The following is a 16,565-nucleotide window of genomic DNA, read 5'->3' as shown; positions in this document are numbered from 1 at the left end:
GTTTGTTTTTTAATTTTCTAAAAGCCCATCCGCTTGCCATTGAATAATAGTGTCAATTAAATTTTGAGGCAATCTTGGTCCTCCAAAAGGCATTAAAAATCCTAAATCTGTTGTGGATATTCTATCAATTAAATCTCTATTTTGCATTGCTTCTTTAACATTGTCGTAAGTTAATAATGGCATAGGAGCTCCATTTTGGGGAGGATTAGAATGGCATATAATACAATTATTATCTATAATTGGTTTTACATCATTTACATATGTGATAAGCTCAGGAAGTTCTGTTTGATCAACTAAATCATTCTCACTTACATTTGTACAACCAAGTAAGGCTATAAAAAACAGATAAAATCTTATTTTATAAATATTTTTCATGTTAAAAAACTCTACTTAAATTAAACCCAAAATATATATTCCCATCTGTCCAATCACCTGAAGCTTGACCTAAAAAACCATTTGCATTCATAGCTTGAGCGTTTGTGAAATGCATTTGAAAAACGTGTCCACCAGTTTCTAAATCAAACCCAATTGATAAAGGGTTTTTAAATGGTGAGTTAGCTGCTCTATTTAAATGCCATCCGTAATCAGCGTTTATAGACCAACGTTTTCCTAATTTATATCGTCCACCAATTCCTAAAGCGTATTGAGAATTTTTTTGTTCATTAATGGCTACATAATTATCATGGAAAAAAGTAGGAGCTAATTCAACTGAAAAGCTAGTATTTATTTTTCTAGAAATTATTAATTGAGCTGTGTAGCCTAGCCTATGTCTAAACTCTAATTTAGGTAAATTGTCTTTGTCTAATGCTGTGTTTATTAAAATTGAATTATAACCAACGATAGAGACTGGAAAACCATTATCTATTTGTTTAGCAAGGCTGTATTTTATTGAGCTTTCATATATTTTTTGAAATGAACTTCTTGAAACACTTATGTTAAATCTGTCAGAGAGACCATACACAAAGTTTAGCTGTGTAACAGCATCATCTAACCCAAAAAAAGTATCAAAACCATTTTTTATACTGCCAAATCTGTGAGACACTATCAAAGTAAGTTCTTTTTTTGCTACTAGTTTTGTGGATTCAAAATTTACAATTTTAAGGCCCTTAAACGCAGCAATTGTATAGCTATTTTGCATTGTGTCGACATCAATTTCAGCAAGTAAATCATCTTGAGACCAAGTTATAATTGGGAGTAAAAGTATTATGTATAGTATACTTTTCATTTTATTGTTTTATTACTCTTTTTGTTTCAACTCTTTTGTCTGATGTGATTTTTACTAAATACATTCCGCTATCCCAATTAGATATATTTAATTGTAAACCGTTTTCTGAGTTTATATCTCTTGTTAAGATTTGTTTACCAAGTAAGTTATAAACTTCAAGATTGGCATTCGTTATTCCGTTTCTTAGTTCAATATTTAACATTGAATTTGATGGGTTTGGGTGCATAAAAAAGCTGTTTTCTCTTTCATAATCTTCAACACTTAAAAAGGTGCTCCAAAAGGTTACTCCATTTTGAGCTCCATTTCCAATATATTCAAAAGGCGCTGCTGCACTAACAAACGTTCCTGCAACCCATATGCCTTTGTTTACAGCAACCACTTCACGCTGATGACCAGCAGAGCCCCATTGTAAGTAGTCTTGCATTGCTGTTGATGAGCCAAAAGTACTTGAGTTATATAATCCTAATTCCGAGTCTGCAACAGTCAGATTTACAGTGCTAATAACCGTTACTTCTGCTCCTGCAACTAAATTTAACGAACCTTGTGTTACTGTTAATGTATTAAGTTGATCGTAACTAGGAAAATTACATAACCAATAAGTGCCAATATTTACTGTGCTAGATCCATAATTATGAATGGTTACTGCTCCAGTTGACGGATTAACAATTTTTAGTCTTATTTGTGCATTTGATAATGTTAACATTGATACTGTGAGTATGAATGTTAATAGTAATTTGAAAGTGTAATTGTTTTTCATAATATATTTTTGATTAATTAATAATTGTGCATTGGTCTAGTTTAATCTCTTCTAGCAAATCATCATAGCCAATAAATCGTCCTTTAATTGTTATTTTAAAATTGTTTTCGGTTACTGTTATTTCTTCAGTAAACTGACAAAAAATGGTTTCATTTATTGTAATTGTTTTATTGCTATGTTGAGTAATATTACCAGAGATTTCTATTGTTTTGTTTAAGTACTTATTTTCTGCATTTGTTGAATTGTCTTTAAACTCGTTTATTATATCTTTTGATGCTGTTTTGTATACAGACACTTCGTTACTTATATTTCTGTGTTCTTGATATATGTATTTATATACTAAAACACTTATAATAAGTAGTATAAATATGGCAATCCATTTACGCATTGTTTAATGAGTTTTTAAGACTTATTTATAACAGTAGTAGGCAAGTTCATTAATTATTTAGCTTTTAACTACTTCAACTTATTGTTGAAGCAGTTAGCTAAAAATCAAAATTAAATTTGGGGTCAGCTAAAAAAAATTAGGTAAATAAAATTTTTTCTTTTTCATTATTTTTTATGTCTAATTTTTTTCAAAAGTTAAAGTGTCTGTTCCACCATTTCCTCCGCTTATATCAATTAGATTTATAGTTGTGCTATTATGTAAAACTATATCCCAATCATCATTCAAATCTTCAAAAACATTAGTGTCTGGTACTGGAAAAGAAATATTAAAATCTATGTCATCATTTGAGCTACTGTCATCGTTACTATTACTATCTGTAACAGACCAACTTCCTGTGTAAGTTGTAGTTCCATTTGTGGCTGTTAATGTTCCATTAGCAGAAAAAGTGAAATTGTAGCCAGTAAAATCATTAGTTTCGTTTTGTCCAGAATCTACATAACTAGTAATTCGCCATGTGCCAACTTGCATTGCATTTGTTATTTGTAGTATTTCAGCACTATTATCATTAGAGCTTGAATTATCATCGTCTGATGAACACATTGATGACATTAACGTAAAATTTAACATTAATAGCATTCCGTAGAAAAGTCCTTTTTTCATAATTTGAATAGTTTTGAGTTATTTATATTAGTTACAATTATTTTCATATCGTAGTCTATCATTATTTCCATCTCTTAAATCGATTTTTGTTTCTCCTGAACCTTCATCAATTTCATGTAAATACCAGTTATTATTACAATATGGTAAACTTGGAATATCAATTACTACAACAATATTGTTTCCAGTACCACTAGTTGACCAAGTACCATAGACTGTAGTGCTTGACCAGCTTACAGAAATGCTTCCATCAATAAAAAAATTGAACAGGTAGCCATCATATAAATCATCATAATCGTTATTGTTACGTTCAAGCTTATCAACAGTCCAATTTGGGCATTGAGTTAAAAGAGTTGAGAGTTGACTTGGTGTACAATTATCACAATCATCATCATTGTAATCATAATCATCATCTTCATCACAATCATTAATATAGTTTTCAATAATGTTTTCTAATTCATTTAAGTTATTTATGGTAAAGGATGTGTTATCTGATAATGTTACTGTTATAGGAAAATTAATGCTTACAATATCGTTTTCGTCAATGCTATCAATAAAAACATAAAGCTCAAAATCGCTATTTATAGTTACGGTTTGGAGTAATTCATTATTGGCATTAAAAATTGAGGCAGTAATTGGATATTGAAAATCTAAACATTCAATATCATCATCACTTTCATTTTCTCCATTACAATTAATAGAATAATTATTTAATTCGGTTGAGTTATTAATTGTAACTTGAGTAAAATCGTTAAGTACAATTGTTATTGGATATGTTATGTTTATATAGTCTGTATCGTCATCAAACTCATCAAATATATCTTCAATAGTATCATAGTCGTTTTCAGAGTTTACTATAATTTGAGTTCCATTAGCAACAACAGTTATAGGTAATTGTATGTTAAAGCAATTTGCATAATCTATAATGTTGTCATTAGATCCATCATTCATTGCTGTGCGTTGCATGAGATTAGCAATACTTGAATTGGCTTGCAAAATTTCATCATCTGGAGCTTGTATAAACTCAACTTCTTCTTTTCTGCATGATGAGAATGATATTAAAAAAAGTAGCGCAATAATTTTAAAGTCAATTTTCATTGTATAAAATGTTTCTTTAATACTAAAACAACTATAACCTTAAAACTCCTGAAAATATTTCGAAAAATATTTTCTACCTTTAAAATATCAAAACGTTAAGCCTTGCCAAAAGATATAAATCAGAATATTTGTAATGAACGTGCCTTTGCTAGTGTTTATAAAAAATATGCTGATGATTTGCATAATTTTTTATACTACAAATACGGAGAGCAATTTAATCCTAGAGATAAAACACAAGATGCTTTTATGAAACTATGGGATAATTGTAAAGATGTTACATTAAGTAAGGCTAAATCGTTTTTGTTTACAGTTGCTAATAATATGGTGTTGAATGATATTAAACACCAAAAAGTTGTTTTAAAACATCAGCAAGCAAATCATAAAAATTATACAAACGAAACACCAGAATTTGTTTTAGAAACCAATCAATTTCTCGAGAAATACCAAAAAGCGTTAAGTAAGTTAACAGAAGATCAAAGAGTCGCTTTTTTGCTAAATAAAGTAGAAGGGAAAAAGCATAAAGAAATAGCTGAATTTTTAGGAGTTACCCAAAAGGTTATTGAGTATCGTATTTATAGTGCTTTTGATGTTTTAAAGAAAGAACTAGAAGGTTTTAAAATAAAATAATCAGGAGTTTTAAAGGTGAAGTTGTTTTATTGTTAAATAGGAAAGATTGATGGATAAAGATTACTTATTAAAAAAATGGTTAAATGATGAGTTGTCAGACACAGAAAAGGAAGCTTTTTTGCAATCTGATGACTATAGTTTTTATAAAGACATTATAGATAATGCTAATCATTTTAAAGCTTCAAATTTTTCTAAAGCTGAAGATTTTGAAACTTTTAATGTGAAATACCAGTCACAAAAGCCAAAGGTCAAAAAACTTAAATGGTTAAATCCTTTATTACGTGTGGCAAGTATAGTAGTTATAGGGTTTGCATTATATTTTACAATCTTTCAAGAAACGACAATAGAAATACAAACATTAGCCCACGAACAAACAACAATTGAGTTGCCAGACGCATCAATAGTTACCCTAAATGCAAAATCACAAGTTAGCTATGATAAAAAAGCATGGAGCAAACACAGAGAAATAAAACTTGCAGGTGAAGCGTTCTTTATAGTATCAAAGGGAAATACTTTTGATGTTATAACTAAAGATGGAAAAGTTACTGTAGTAGGAACTCAGTTTAATGTTAAGCAAAGAGATAATTATTTTGAAGTTAAATGTTTTGAAGGTGTTGTGAAAGTAACGTCGCAGTCTGTAACAAAAACACTAAATGCTGGAGATACTTATAGATTTTTAGATAATGAATTTTCTGAAAGTAAAACGATACTCAAAGAACCACAATGGACAAAAAACAAAAGCAGTTTTGAAAGTGTTCCATTAAAAGAAGTTATCGCGGAGTTAGAAAGACAATATGATATTAAAATTACAACTAAACAATTAGATGGCAGTCGTTTGTTTACAGGTGTATTTACACATAATAACTTAGAAAATGCGTTAATGTCTGTATCCCAACCTATGAATTTGACCTATGAAATTAATACAGCAAATCAAGTTGTTATTCATGGCAATAAAAGGTAAGCAGTATTTATTAAGTATCATTTTATTTTCTTTTTTTTCTTTCACTATTTCTGCGCAAGTCAAAAATGAGAAACAATCACTTATTGCAATTTTTGAAGCTATTCAAAATCAATATAACTATCAGTTTAATTATGCTGAAGATAGTATTGAGAATGTATATATAATTCCGCCTAAAAAGGAATTAACATTAGAAGACGTGTTGCGTTATTTAGAACGAAATACGCCTTTTAGTTTTACTATTATTAGCGACAATATTATATTAGTAAAACAAAAAGAAGGGTTTGTAATATGCGGATACATAAAAGATATAGAAACTCAATCAGTATTAACCTCTGCGACAATTCAAAGTAATACAAGTTCAACAGTAAGTGATAATAATGGATTTTTTCAACTTTTAGTTAAAAGTGAGTCCGAACTAATTTCAATTAAATATCTAGGGTTTAAAACAGTAACTAAACTTGCATCGGTATTTAATAAAGAAGTTTGTTTAGATACCTATTTGTATCCAAACTTTCAACTACTATCAGAAGTCATTATATCAAACTACATGATAAGCGGTATTAATAAGTTAAGCGATGGCTCTTTCGAAATTGATTTCTCTAATTTTGAAATATTACCAGGAGTTGTAGATGCTGATGTTTTACAATCTGTTCAGGCATTTCCAGGAATACAAAGTATAAACGAAACGGTTTCTAATATTAACATTAGAGGAGGTACACATGATCAAAATTTAATACTGTGGGATGGTATTAAAATGTATCAGTCTGGACATTTTTTTGGTTTAATTTCAATGTATAACCCACAAATTACTGATAAAGTGTCCTTGCAAAAAAATGGCTCTAATGTTATTTATACAGATGGTGTTTCTGGTACAATAGCTATGAAAACAGATAATGAGATTAACTCAAAATTTAGAGCTAGTCTTGGAGGTAATTTTATAGATGCAAATGCATTTGCAGATGTGCCAATTAGCGAAAAATCATCCATACAATTTGCAGCTCGAAAATCAATTAGTGATTTTTTAAAAACACCAACATATACAAACTTTTTTGAACGTATTTCACAAAACACTGAGGTTGATAACAATACAAATAATAGTGTTAATTCAGATAAAGAATTCGATTTTTATGATACCTCATTACGTTGGTTGTACCAAATAAGTGATAAAGATGTATTGCGAGTTAATTTTATAAATGTAAGTAATGAACTTATTTTTAACGAGAATGCAATTATAAATTCTAATCAAGAATCTCGTGAGAGTAGTCTAAAACAAAATAGCATAGCAGGAGCAGTGTTTTATAATAGAGTTTGGAATGATAAATTTCAAACATCAATCGAAGTTTATGAAACAGATTATAAATTAAAAGCTATAAATGCTAATATATTAGATGAGCAAAGATTTTTACAAGAAAATAGTGTGTCAGAATCTAGTCTAAAACTCACTTCAAATTACAGAATTACTGAGCAGCTAAATTTGCTTTCAGGTTTGCATTTTGTTGAAACAGAAGTAACAAATCTTGATGACGTAGATAATCCATTATACAGATTAAAGATTTCTGAAGTTGTTAGATTATATAGTGCTTTTTCTCAAATCGGATTTGTTTCAAAAAACAGAAATACGGCTTTTAATATTGGAACAAGATTCAATTATTTAGATAAATTTAAAAAGAGCATTTTAGAGCCAAGATTTAGTTTTAATCAAAAGTTTTTAAATGATTTTAGGTTTGAAATTCTAGGAGAGTTTAAACATCAATACACATCGCAAGTTGTTAATTTTCAGAATGATTTTCTTGGTATAGAAAAGCGCAGATGGCAATTATCAAATAAAGAAGAAATTCCTGTTATTACAAGCAAACAACTATCTACAGGTATTAGTTTTAGTAAAAAGGGATGGCTTTTAAGTTTAGAAGGTTATTACAAAATGGTTGATGGTATAACTTCTCAAAGTCAAGGATTTCAAAATCAGTACCGCTTTAGTAACGTAAGTGGAAGCTATGACGTAAAAGGTATTGATTTTCTCTTTAGAAAAGGTATAGGTAGTTTTAGTGGTTGGTTAAGCTATTCTTTTATGGATAATACTTATAAATTTAATTCGTTAGATGAGCCTAGCTTTCCAAGTAACTATAACATTACTCATGCACTTACATTAGGAACAGCATATACCAAAAATAGATTTAAAGTTTCAGCAGGATTTAATTGGCATTCTGGGAAACCTACAACCGAGCCAATTATTGGAAACGAAATAGTTAATAACGAAGTTAATTTTGGAGCAGCAAATAATCAGTCTTTAGAAGATTATTTACGTCTCGATATATCAGCTATTTATGATTTAAAATTTTGCCATCATGTAAATGCAACTATTGGATTATCAGTTTGGAATGTGCTTGATAAAGAAAATATAATAAATAGCTTTTATAGTGTGCAAGATCAAAATCTATTAAAAACAAACCAGCAGTCTTTAGCTATAACTCCCAATGCGTTTATAAGAGTTTATTTTTAATAAAAAAACTCCATAAATACTTGATTTACAGAGTTTTATGTGGAGTCGGAGAGAATCGAACTCTCGTCCAAACAAGTCACCAAATAGCCTTCTACACGTTTAGTTTTTTCATGGTTTTCGATTGTAAGCTGATTAAAAACACTCTACTCACAACTTATCTTCTTAAGTTTCAAAAGCAAATCAAAGCGCTTCACTTTCTATGTCAACTTTTACGATGCCTCTAATTAGAACGCCGCTGACCAGGGCTTTCAAGAGACATTTAGCTTTCCTACCTAGTAGGACAAAGGCAAATTCTTACTGTAATTCAGAATTAAGCAGCTAAAGCGTAGTTATTCTCGCCGTTTAAAATTTGATCTAGCCTTTTACGTGTTTCAAAATCATTACACGACGTGCTTACTACCTAATAAATCTCGCTGTCAAAACCAGTCGACCCCATTATTAATAGTATTTTGGCGTTCCCTTTCAGGTCGCGCTTTCAACTATATCTTTTGCAAAAGGCAAAAGGATGCCGCTTTAATCGCTAACGCAGTCTGCAAAGTTATCAAAAAGTTTGGTAAACCTTGCAAATCCTATTATTTTCGTGCAAAAATTATTCCAATCATAAGCTTATGAAATTCGCCATCATAAAAGAACGTAAAAATCCGCCAGATAGACGCGTAGTTTTTTCACCAGAAAAGCTAGCAGAAGCTAGAGCACAATTTCCAAAAGCCGAGTTTATTGTTGAGTCTAGCGATGTTCGCATTTTTCCAGATTCAGCATACAAAGCATTAGGATTTAAGGTTACAGACGATGTGTCAGATTGCGATGTGATGATAGGCGTAAAAGAAGTGCCAATTGAGAATTTAATACCAAACAAAAAATACTTTTACTTTTCTCATACTATTAAAAAGCAACCTTATAACAGAAAGCTTTTAGTAGCCATGTTAGAGAAAAATATTGAAATGTATGACCACGAAACTATTGTAAAGAAAAGTGGAGCACGTTTAATTGGTTTTGGTCGTTATGCAGGCTTGGTTGGAGCGTATAACGGATTTAGAGCTCTTGGGTTGCGTGATGGATTATTCAACTTACCTAAAGTAGAAACATTAGCCGATTTAGACGAGGTAAAAAGAGAGCTAGATAAAATTAAACTTCCAAATATCAAAATATTGCTTACAGGAACAGGAAAAGTTGCCCAAGGAGCAAAAGAAATTCTTGATCACTTAAAAATAAAAGAAGTAAGTGATGCGTTATATTTAACGTCAAAGTTTACAGAACCAGTTTATGTTATGGCAGATGTTATGGAATATGCAAAACGTAAAGATGGCAAAGTAGGTGAGAAGTGGGAGTTTTATAAAGACCCAACAGGTTACGAAAGTAATTTTATGCCATATGCTAAAGAAACAGATATGTTTATAGCTGGACATTTTTATGGTAATAATGCGCCTTATTTGTTTACAAGACAAGATGCAAAATCAAAAGATTTTAATATCAATCTAGTGGCAGATATTAGTTGTGATGTTGATGGACCTGTGGCTTCAACATTAAGAGCTTCAACTATTGCAGATCCGTTTTATGGTTATGATGCAAAAACTGAAAAAGAAGTCGCTTTTAATGCTAAAGATGCAATAACAGTTATGGCAGTCGACAACTTACCTTGCGAACTACCAAAAGATGCTAGTGAAGGTTTTGGTGAGATGTTTTTAGAACACGTTATTCCTGCATTTTTTAATGGTGATGAACGAGGAATTTTAAAGCGTGCAAAAATTACTGAAAACAAAAAACTAACCGAACGATTTTCATATTTACAGGATTATGTAGACGGTAAACTTTAGGTTTATTGGCTTTTAATTTACTACATTGCTCCAAACACTTTTTTAATGATTAAAACTGCAATAGTTACTGGAGCTGCTTCCGGATTGGGTTATGAGTTGGCACTATTGTTAGCTAAAGATTCTTATAATCTTATTTTAATTGATATAGATACAATAAACTTAGATGTTGCAAAGCAAAGCATTTTAGAGTCTTATAGTGTTGATGTAAAATTAATTATAAAAGATTTAAGTGAAGAGAATGTTGCAGAAGTCATTTTTGAAGAGATTAAAGATACTCCAATAGATGTTTTAATTAATAATGCTGGTTTTGGGTTGTTTGGTACATTTTCAGATACCGATTGGAAACGTGAATTAGAAATGCTGCAAGTACATATTATTACAACTACGCATTTAACAAAACTTGTTTTAGATGGAATGATAAAACAAAAATCTGGAAAAATTCTAAACATGTCATCTTTGGCTGCGTTTCAACCAGGTCCTTTAATGTCTATCTATTATGCCTCAAAAGGATATATGTTGTCATTTTCAGAAGCCATAGCCAACGAACTAAAAGGTACTGGAGTTACTGTAACTGCATTATGTCCTGGACCAACAAAAACATCATTTCAAGATGTAGTTTCTAATGGCACAACAGATAATAAAATTACATTTAACATGGCTTGTCCGCAAAAAGTTGCGGCTTATGGTTATAAGGCTATGCATCAAGGAAAAACTGTAGCAATTCCAGGAGTGTTTAATAAATTTTTATCTGGATTACCACGTTTTTTATCAAGAAATAGAGCAACATCTATTGTGAGGCAAATACAAGAACGCAATAGAGAGGTTTAGTATAACAGAAAATTATATTGGATAATATTCTTTTACAACGTAGCTTTCTTTACTGTAATCTATAAAATAGTAGTGTAGTGAGTCCGATTTATCAAACTCACCATTCTTATTAGAGTCTTCAATGGTTTTAAAATATATTCTGTTAATAATAATAACTGTTTCCCAATCTAATAATTCTTCATATTCGGGTGTCAGTTTTTTAAAGCCTGAACCATCTATTTTGCTTATATATAAAGTCTCTATGTCATTATAGTCAAGTTTATTATCGCTATTTGTGTCTTTGTCGTTTATGGTATAAATTAATAACTGTGATTTAGTAGTATCAAATATTTCTTTCATAAAACTCATAGATTTTATATTAATGATTTTGTTTGTAAGTGGTATTAGTTCTTCTGAATCTTTCTTCTGAAATTTAACATTTGATAAATTCCCACTTATACTATATTTATTACTATTTGAAACAGAAAAGCTATTGTAATTATCTGATCTATATGAACTTAATTTTGAGGCATAAATCTTATAGTTTCCAATTGGATGTAATAAATAATCTGTACTATCAATATGAATTGGTAAATCTGCTATTTCTATTAAACTAGTATCTTTTTTTATGTTTTGAGTTTCATTTTCTTTTGAAATTATTTTCTTATTGTCATTTGAATTGCAATTGAAAAGTAATGTCACTAATGCGAGTAATAAAATTAAGTTTTTCATATTTTTTTATTTAGAATTAATATTTCATTTTTAAAAAAGCTTTAAACATCCAAAACCCAATACTTAAAAAAGCACCAAAAGTTAAGGTGAATATCCAAGCTTCTATATGTTGGTTTGGATTCAGAATTATATCAAAAACATCTGAAAACAAATTGAATGGGTTCTGTATTATTTCCCATGAGTTATACCTCAAAAATCGTCCTAAATACATTCCAAACCCTGTAAGGAAAACGACAAAAACTATGAAGTAAAATAGTTTTTTAGGTTTTAAATATTTTTTGAGAACAGTTTCCATATCTAAAACAGATAGAAAAAATATAATTAAACCATTGTATGCAAAAGAGGTAACAACTAATACATCTAGCCACATAAAATGTTTGTCACTTAATCTTAAGTGTAGTAAATCAGTTATTATATATGGAGCGTTAGGCAAAAAAAGTAACCAAATACTAAACCATATTAATAACTTAATTTTGCTTAGCTTTTCTTTGTTTATTAAGTAAACTGAAATAGCATAAGGTATTATTGCAAGAAATAAATTCCATACCAGAAAGAGGTAAAAAAACGAATGCGTTAATTTTATTCTTATCATTAGTAAAATAATGCTTAGCACCATTGATGCTGAAAGTAATGATATTATTTTATAGCGATTTTGTAATATTGATTTTAATGTATCCATAAGTGTTTATTTAATTTCGATTTTATCACCTAGAAATTTTGGTTCTATATTAAAAAACACATCAATTGATGCTTTTGCTCTGGCTAAGTACTCTCTTAGTTGTGTTTTCAATCCGTAACTTCCTACTATAGATTTTGCATTAAAAGCTATAGCTTTTATGTTATTATTTTTGGCTAAGTAAATTGCGCGTTCGTTGTGGAATTTTTGAGAAATAATTGTTATTGAATTTTGACCAAAAATTTCTTTTGCTCTTATAACCGAGTCTAATGTTCTAAAACCTGCATAATCTAAATAAATTTTATCTTCAGGAATACCTTCGGCTATTAAATCATTTTTAAAATCTGTTGGTTCGTCATAACCTTCTCTACTATTATCTCCACTTATTAAAAGAAAGTCTATTTTTTTAGCTTTGTATAGTTCTAAAGCAGCATCAACTCTATACTTATAATACAGATTGATATTTCCATTACTAGTATATTTGCTAGCACCTAACACCAATCCTACTTTATTTTTTGGAATTGTTTCAGTGTTGTTATATAAATATTCACTTGCTTTATATGTGATAAAAAAACTAGTAAATATCATACCTATGAAGATAAATATTAGTAGTAAGAGAGTTATTTTAATGTATTTCATATTTTTCAATCCTTAATTTTTGTTTATAATTATTAACTGAGATTTTGAAAATATTGATTGTCTAAATTCTTCTATTGAAACTTTTAAAAGTTTTTTATAATCATAATGATGAAATGAGTTTGCATTTTTTCCAATTAAATAAGATTTGTAATAATATTTATAATAGTCAGGTAGAATTATAACTCCAAGAATAATTGCTCCATATAGATATAGACTTCTTTTTCCGTTCCCAAAACATAAGCATTGTAAAGCAATTTCGTCTTCAACTTTTGTCCCATAACCTGTTATAGTATGATATGCATCGTGTCTTTCTACTTTAGAGATAAGTTCGAAATTGTTTTTTTTTAAAAACTCACCTAACTTTTTTCCAATAGTGCCATCTGGGTAGGTTAATAATTCAGCTTTATAAATTCCCCAAGGTTCATGGTTTTTAAATAGGTTTGTATAAATCTTTTGTGATTTATCGAATAACCATTCTATTAAGTGTTTTCTTATTTTCATTTTTAAAGTACTTTGTATTTCAAAGTGTGTTGATAAAAAAAATGTTCTATTGTTTATTTATTAATTTTTCTAGTGCTTCAATATGTTTGCTAAACTCTAATCTTCCCAATTTTGTAGTAGAGTAGCGTGTATTAGGTTTTCGACCGATGAATTGTTTTTCGACTTCAATATATTCGGCAGCTTCAAGAGCTTTAACATGGCTTGCCAAATTACCATCAGTGACATCAAGTAATTCTTTGAGCATATTAAAATCGGCATACTCATTCACCATCAAAATAGACATTATGCCTAATCTAATCCTGTGATCAAATACTTTATTAATATTGTTTATTATACTCATAGATTATTTCTACAAAGGCAGAAATTTATTTTTTAACATCATATTTAAAATGCATCCAAGAACCGTAAATAATATGCATTACTCCAAACCCTAACACCCAAAGCCAAAAACCATATCCTGGAAACCAAGCACAAATTAATCCCAAAAATAACTGTATAAAACCTAAATAACGAATGTCTCCAATACTATATTTAGATGCGTTTATTAATGCCAATCCGTAAAATATGAGCATTAATGCTCCGGTTTGACCATATTTTTGTTGATTTAGAATTATTAGTATGTATAATCCGCCAACAACCAACGGAATCAAAAAATTTATAACTAAGCGTCTAGAAGTTGCATCCCAAATTTTAGCGCCATGTTTTTTTGCTTTACGTGTTGTTAATAGTATGCCTGTAATAACACTTAAAGCTGCTACTAAAAACAAGTCTAATATTACAAGTTTAAATACCTTGCCATCAAGAATTAATGTGCCTTTACTATATTCAACTACAAGCCAATATGCTACTGCAGCACCAATAAGTGCATATATTCCTGCTAGTATTCCTGATAAACCACTAAGTGAAATAAAACGAGAAGATTTGTTCATTAAATTTTTGATCTCGCTTATATCTTTTAAATAATCTTTTGATTCCATATAAAGTACTTTGAATTACAAAGTTAATTTTTATTTTTAATCACACAAGTTAAAAGTTTATTAAATTTGATGGTATTTAAATTTTTTATTTTACTGTGAAACCAGCCGAAGAATACATACTAAAACAACCAGAGCCATTCAAATCTATATTGTTGCACGTACAATTATTGATAGAGCATACGTTGCCTGAATCTCATATGGAATACAAATGGAAAATACCTTGTTACTATATTGGTACTCGTCCAATATGTTATTTAAATCAAAGTAGAGATTATGTAGATGTTGCCTTTTGGCATTCAGCTCATCTGTCTAGTAATCTTGATAAATACTTGGTGAGCGAAAAACGAAAGGTTATTAAATCTTTAAGGTATAAAATATTAGAAGATATTAACGACGAAATTTTTATTAGAATTCTGAAAGAAGTAGAGTCTTTTAAAAACAAATCGTTCTTAAAGTAATTACAAATCTCGGTAAACTATATAATTTTCAAAAACTAAGCCTTTAAAAGATTTTTTCTGCTTTTTTTCTACTTCGTAATAGTGAGAATCAAAAAAAGGAAGTGCAGTAATACTCACATCAGATTTTAGAACATCAAAACCGTTTATTGAAGCTCTAGACTCCATAATACGTAATAGTTTAGAAGCAATGGTTTTTCTTTGGTAATCTTTATGTACAAATAAACCATCTAAATAATTTCCTTTAGTTAAATACGAAAACCCTATTATTTGGTTATTAGCTTCGGCAACAATAAAATAATCATTATTTATTCTCTTTTCCCATTTTTCAATGTCATCAGCTCCAGAAGCCCAAACTTTTATTTGTTTATCAGAGTAATCCCTTGAATTTATATTTATAATAGTATTTCTGAAAAGTGAAGTGATTTCAGGAATATCATCTATTGTAGCTTGTCTAATTTCAAAATCCATAGTTTAACTTTATTTTAAACTATTAATGGTTTTTCTAATAGCAACCAAGTTGGTTAGTAAGCCTTCTAAATTATCTAAATGAAGCATATTGGCACCATCACTTTTTGCATTTGCAGGATCAAAATGAGTTTCAATAAATAAACCATCCACATTATTTACAACACCTGCTCTGGCAATAGTTTCAATCATGTCTGGACGACCTCCTGTAACTCCAATAGTTTGATTTGGTTGTTGTAAAGAGTGAGTAACATCTAATACTGTTGGTGCATATTGACGCATTGTTGGAATACCTCTAAAATCGACAATCATATCTTGATAGCCAAACATAGTACCTCTATCAGTAATCCATGCTTTATCATTACCAGCATCTTTTACTTTTTGCACAGCATGTTTCATACTTTCAGGGCTCATAAATTGACCTTTTTTAAGGTTAACTACTTTTCCTGTTTGTGCAGCAGCAACTACTAAGTCTGTTTGTCTAACTAAAAAGGCTGGAATTTGTAATACATCTACATATTCTGCAGCCATAGTAGCATCAGATATTTCGTGTATATCAGTAACTGTAGGAACATCAAAAGTTTCAGATACTTTTCTTAAAATTTTTAATGCTTTCTCATCGCCAATTCCAGTAAAACTATCAATACGACTTCTGTTGGCTTTTTTAAAGCTTCCTTTAAATACATAAGGAATTTTTAGAGCATCTGTAATGCTAACTACTTTTTCGGCAATACGTAATGCCATGTCTTCTCCTTCAATGGCACATGGACCACAAAGCAAAAAGAAATTGTTAGAATTTGTATGTTTTAATTTTGGAACGTCGTTAAGAGTCATCAGCTTAAAAATTTAAGCCACAAAGATAATCAAATTAAAAACTTCTTTTAATACTATTTCTAATCATCCAAAGCGACATGATAAAGTTACCAATAACAAAAAATCCACCTAAAATTAAAAATTGTTTTACTTCGTTAGAAAGACTTACAATGTTTAGAAAATCAGACAGGTAAGCCAAAATCATATACGATGATAAACAAACAAATATAATTCCGAGTGAAAAATTAAGGCTGTTATTTGGTTTTACTAGTTGCCAAATAAAAGGGATTCCAAATAACAAAATTGGGTAAGCTGTAATGCCTTCACTTCTATTAACGTCGGTAAACCAATACAAAATCACTACAATGAAGTAGAGATAAGGTATAAACTTTGAGTATTTACTAATTATTTTCATCTGTTTGCTATTTAAAAAATTCAGATGTAAATCGCCAATTAGTTAAGCGGTTGGA

At 29.6% G+C, this 16,565-nt stretch carries 21 protein-coding genes and 1 other RNA gene; 6 read left to right on the top strand and 16 right to left on the bottom strand.

Translation table 11 applies throughout. From position 1 onward, the window contains the following. Nucleotides 1–9 precede the first annotated feature (9 nt). From IEW41_RS03060 to IEW41_RS03035, 6 genes are all read right to left on the bottom strand, one after another. Complete coding sequence (locus tag IEW41_RS03060) at nt 10–375, bottom strand: hypothetical protein (protein WP_188604860.1); 366 nt, start codon at nt 373–375, stop codon at nt 10–12. Nucleotide 376: 1 nt separating this feature from the next. Beyond that, complete coding sequence (locus IEW41_RS03055; RefSeq protein ID WP_188604859.1) at nt 377–1,225, bottom strand: DUF5777 family beta-barrel protein; 849 nt, start codon at nt 1,223–1,225, stop codon at nt 377–379. 1 nt (nt 1,226) lies between these two features. Then, nucleotides 1,227–1,982 carry a T9SS type A sorting domain-containing protein gene (locus IEW41_RS03050; RefSeq protein ID WP_188604858.1) on the bottom strand — a complete coding sequence of 252 codons (756 nt, stop codon included), beginning with the start codon at nt 1,980–1,982 and terminating at the stop codon, nt 1,227–1,229. A 13-nt stretch (nt 1,983–1,995) separates the two neighbouring features. Then, on the bottom strand, nt 1,996–2,370 hold the full coding sequence (locus IEW41_RS03045; protein ID WP_188604857.1) for an OB-fold protein: 375 nt from the start codon (nt 2,368–2,370) through the stop codon (nt 1,996–1,998). Nucleotides 2,371–2,547: 177 nt separating this feature from the next. Continuing rightward, nucleotides 2,548–3,030, bottom strand: a complete 483-nt coding sequence (locus IEW41_RS03040; RefSeq protein WP_229660150.1) for a hypothetical protein — start codon at nt 3,028–3,030, stop codon at nt 2,548–2,550. 27 nt (nt 3,031–3,057) lie between these two features. Then, nucleotides 3,058–4,125, bottom strand: a complete 1,068-nt coding sequence (locus IEW41_RS03035; RefSeq protein WP_188604856.1) for a hypothetical protein — start codon at nt 4,123–4,125, stop codon at nt 3,058–3,060. A gap of 102 nt (nt 4,126–4,227) precedes the next feature. On the opposite strand from IEW41_RS03035, the gene IEW41_RS03030 reads away from it, so the two are divergent. Genes IEW41_RS03030 through IEW41_RS03020 form a run of 3 tightly spaced genes read left to right on the top strand, consistent with a single transcriptional unit; the run spans nt 4,228 to nt 8,213 of the window. Then, entirely contained in the window at nt 4,228–4,752 is a 525-nt protein-coding gene (locus tag IEW41_RS03030; protein ID WP_188604855.1) for an RNA polymerase sigma factor, read from the top strand. 49 nt (nt 4,753–4,801) lie between these two features. Next, nucleotides 4,802–5,713, top strand: a complete 912-nt coding sequence (locus IEW41_RS03025; RefSeq protein WP_188604854.1) for a FecR family protein — start codon at nt 4,802–4,804, stop codon at nt 5,711–5,713. Further along, a complete protein-coding gene (locus tag IEW41_RS03020) occupies nt 5,664–8,213 on the top strand; it encodes a TonB-dependent receptor plug domain-containing protein (protein ID WP_229660149.1) in 2,550 nt (849 codons plus the stop codon). Before IEW41_RS03025 ends, IEW41_RS03020 begins: the two co-directional genes overlap by 50 nt. Nucleotides 8,214–8,250: 37 nt before the next feature. On the opposite strand, the gene ssrA is transcribed toward IEW41_RS03020, so the two are convergent. Continuing rightward, nucleotides 8,251–8,647: a transfer-messenger RNA gene (gene ssrA / locus IEW41_RS03015) on the bottom strand. A 174-nt stretch (nt 8,648–8,821) separates the two neighbouring features. Here ssrA and IEW41_RS14680 point away from each other — a divergent pair. Together IEW41_RS14680 and IEW41_RS03005 are read left to right on the top strand one after the other, a co-directional pair. After that, complete coding sequence (locus tag IEW41_RS14680; protein WP_188604853.1) at nt 8,822–10,027, top strand: NAD(P)-dependent oxidoreductase; 1,206 nt, start codon at nt 8,822–8,824, stop codon at nt 10,025–10,027. A 45-nt stretch (nt 10,028–10,072) separates the two neighbouring features. Then, nucleotides 10,073–10,855, top strand: a complete 783-nt coding sequence (locus IEW41_RS03005) for an SDR family NAD(P)-dependent oxidoreductase (RefSeq protein WP_188604852.1) — start codon at nt 10,073–10,075, stop codon at nt 10,853–10,855. Between the two features lie 12 nt (nt 10,856–10,867). On the opposite strand, the gene IEW41_RS03000 is transcribed toward IEW41_RS03005, so the two are convergent. From IEW41_RS03000 to IEW41_RS02975, 6 genes are all read right to left on the bottom strand, one after another. Then, nucleotides 10,868–11,566, bottom strand: a complete 699-nt coding sequence (locus IEW41_RS03000; RefSeq protein ID WP_188604851.1) for a hypothetical protein — start codon at nt 11,564–11,566, stop codon at nt 10,868–10,870. Between the two features lie 16 nt (nt 11,567–11,582). Beyond that, on the bottom strand, nt 11,583–12,245 hold the full coding sequence (locus IEW41_RS02995; RefSeq protein WP_188604850.1) for a DUF1361 domain-containing protein: 663 nt from the start codon (nt 12,243–12,245) through the stop codon (nt 11,583–11,585). A gap of 6 nt (nt 12,246–12,251) precedes the next feature. Further along, nucleotides 12,252–12,830, bottom strand: coding sequence for a SanA/YdcF family protein (locus IEW41_RS02990; RefSeq protein WP_229660148.1), 579 nt, complete (start codon nt 12,828–12,830; stop codon nt 12,252–12,254). Nucleotides 12,831–12,893: 63 nt separating this feature from the next. After that, nucleotides 12,894–13,382 carry a Coq4 family protein gene (locus IEW41_RS02985; RefSeq protein ID WP_188604848.1) on the bottom strand — a complete coding sequence of 163 codons (489 nt, stop codon included), beginning with the start codon at nt 13,380–13,382 and terminating at the stop codon, nt 12,894–12,896. A gap of 46 nt (nt 13,383–13,428) precedes the next feature. Then, entirely contained in the window at nt 13,429–13,722 is a 294-nt protein-coding gene (locus tag IEW41_RS02980) for a winged helix-turn-helix domain-containing protein (RefSeq protein ID WP_188604847.1), read from the bottom strand. Between the two features lie 25 nt (nt 13,723–13,747). Further along, nucleotides 13,748–14,359: a hypothetical protein gene (locus IEW41_RS02975; protein ID WP_188604846.1), complete on the bottom strand. Its 612-nt coding sequence runs from the start codon at nt 14,357–14,359 to the stop codon at nt 13,748–13,750. 95 nt (nt 14,360–14,454) lie between these two features. On the opposite strand from IEW41_RS02975, the gene IEW41_RS02970 reads away from it, so the two are divergent. Beyond that, on the top strand, nt 14,455–14,817 hold the full coding sequence (locus IEW41_RS02970) for a DUF1801 domain-containing protein (protein ID WP_188604845.1): 363 nt from the start codon (nt 14,455–14,457) through the stop codon (nt 14,815–14,817). On the opposite strand, the gene IEW41_RS02965 is transcribed toward IEW41_RS02970, so the two are convergent. Genes IEW41_RS02965 through IEW41_RS02955 form a run of 3 tightly spaced genes read right to left on the bottom strand, consistent with a single transcriptional unit; the run spans nt 14,818 to nt 16,510 of the window. Next, nucleotides 14,818–15,285, bottom strand: coding sequence for a GNAT family N-acetyltransferase (locus IEW41_RS02965; protein ID WP_188604844.1), 468 nt, complete (start codon nt 15,283–15,285; stop codon nt 14,818–14,820). It lies immediately after the preceding gene. A gap of 9 nt (nt 15,286–15,294) precedes the next feature. Continuing rightward, entirely contained in the window at nt 15,295–16,116 is an 822-nt protein-coding gene (gene kdsA, locus IEW41_RS02960; RefSeq protein ID WP_188604843.1) for a 3-deoxy-8-phosphooctulonate synthase, read from the bottom strand. A 34-nt stretch (nt 16,117–16,150) separates the two neighbouring features. Further along, nucleotides 16,151–16,510, bottom strand: a complete 360-nt coding sequence (locus tag IEW41_RS02955; protein WP_188604842.1) for a hypothetical protein — start codon at nt 16,508–16,510, stop codon at nt 16,151–16,153. Between the last annotated feature and the right edge of the window lie 55 nt (nt 16,511–16,565).

Source organism: Aquaticitalea lipolytica (genome assembly GCF_014641635.1).
GTDB lineage: Bacteria > Bacteroidota > Bacteroidia > Flavobacteriales > Flavobacteriaceae > Aquaticitalea > Aquaticitalea lipolytica.
This window is presented reverse-complemented; position numbering and strand designations above follow the sequence as displayed.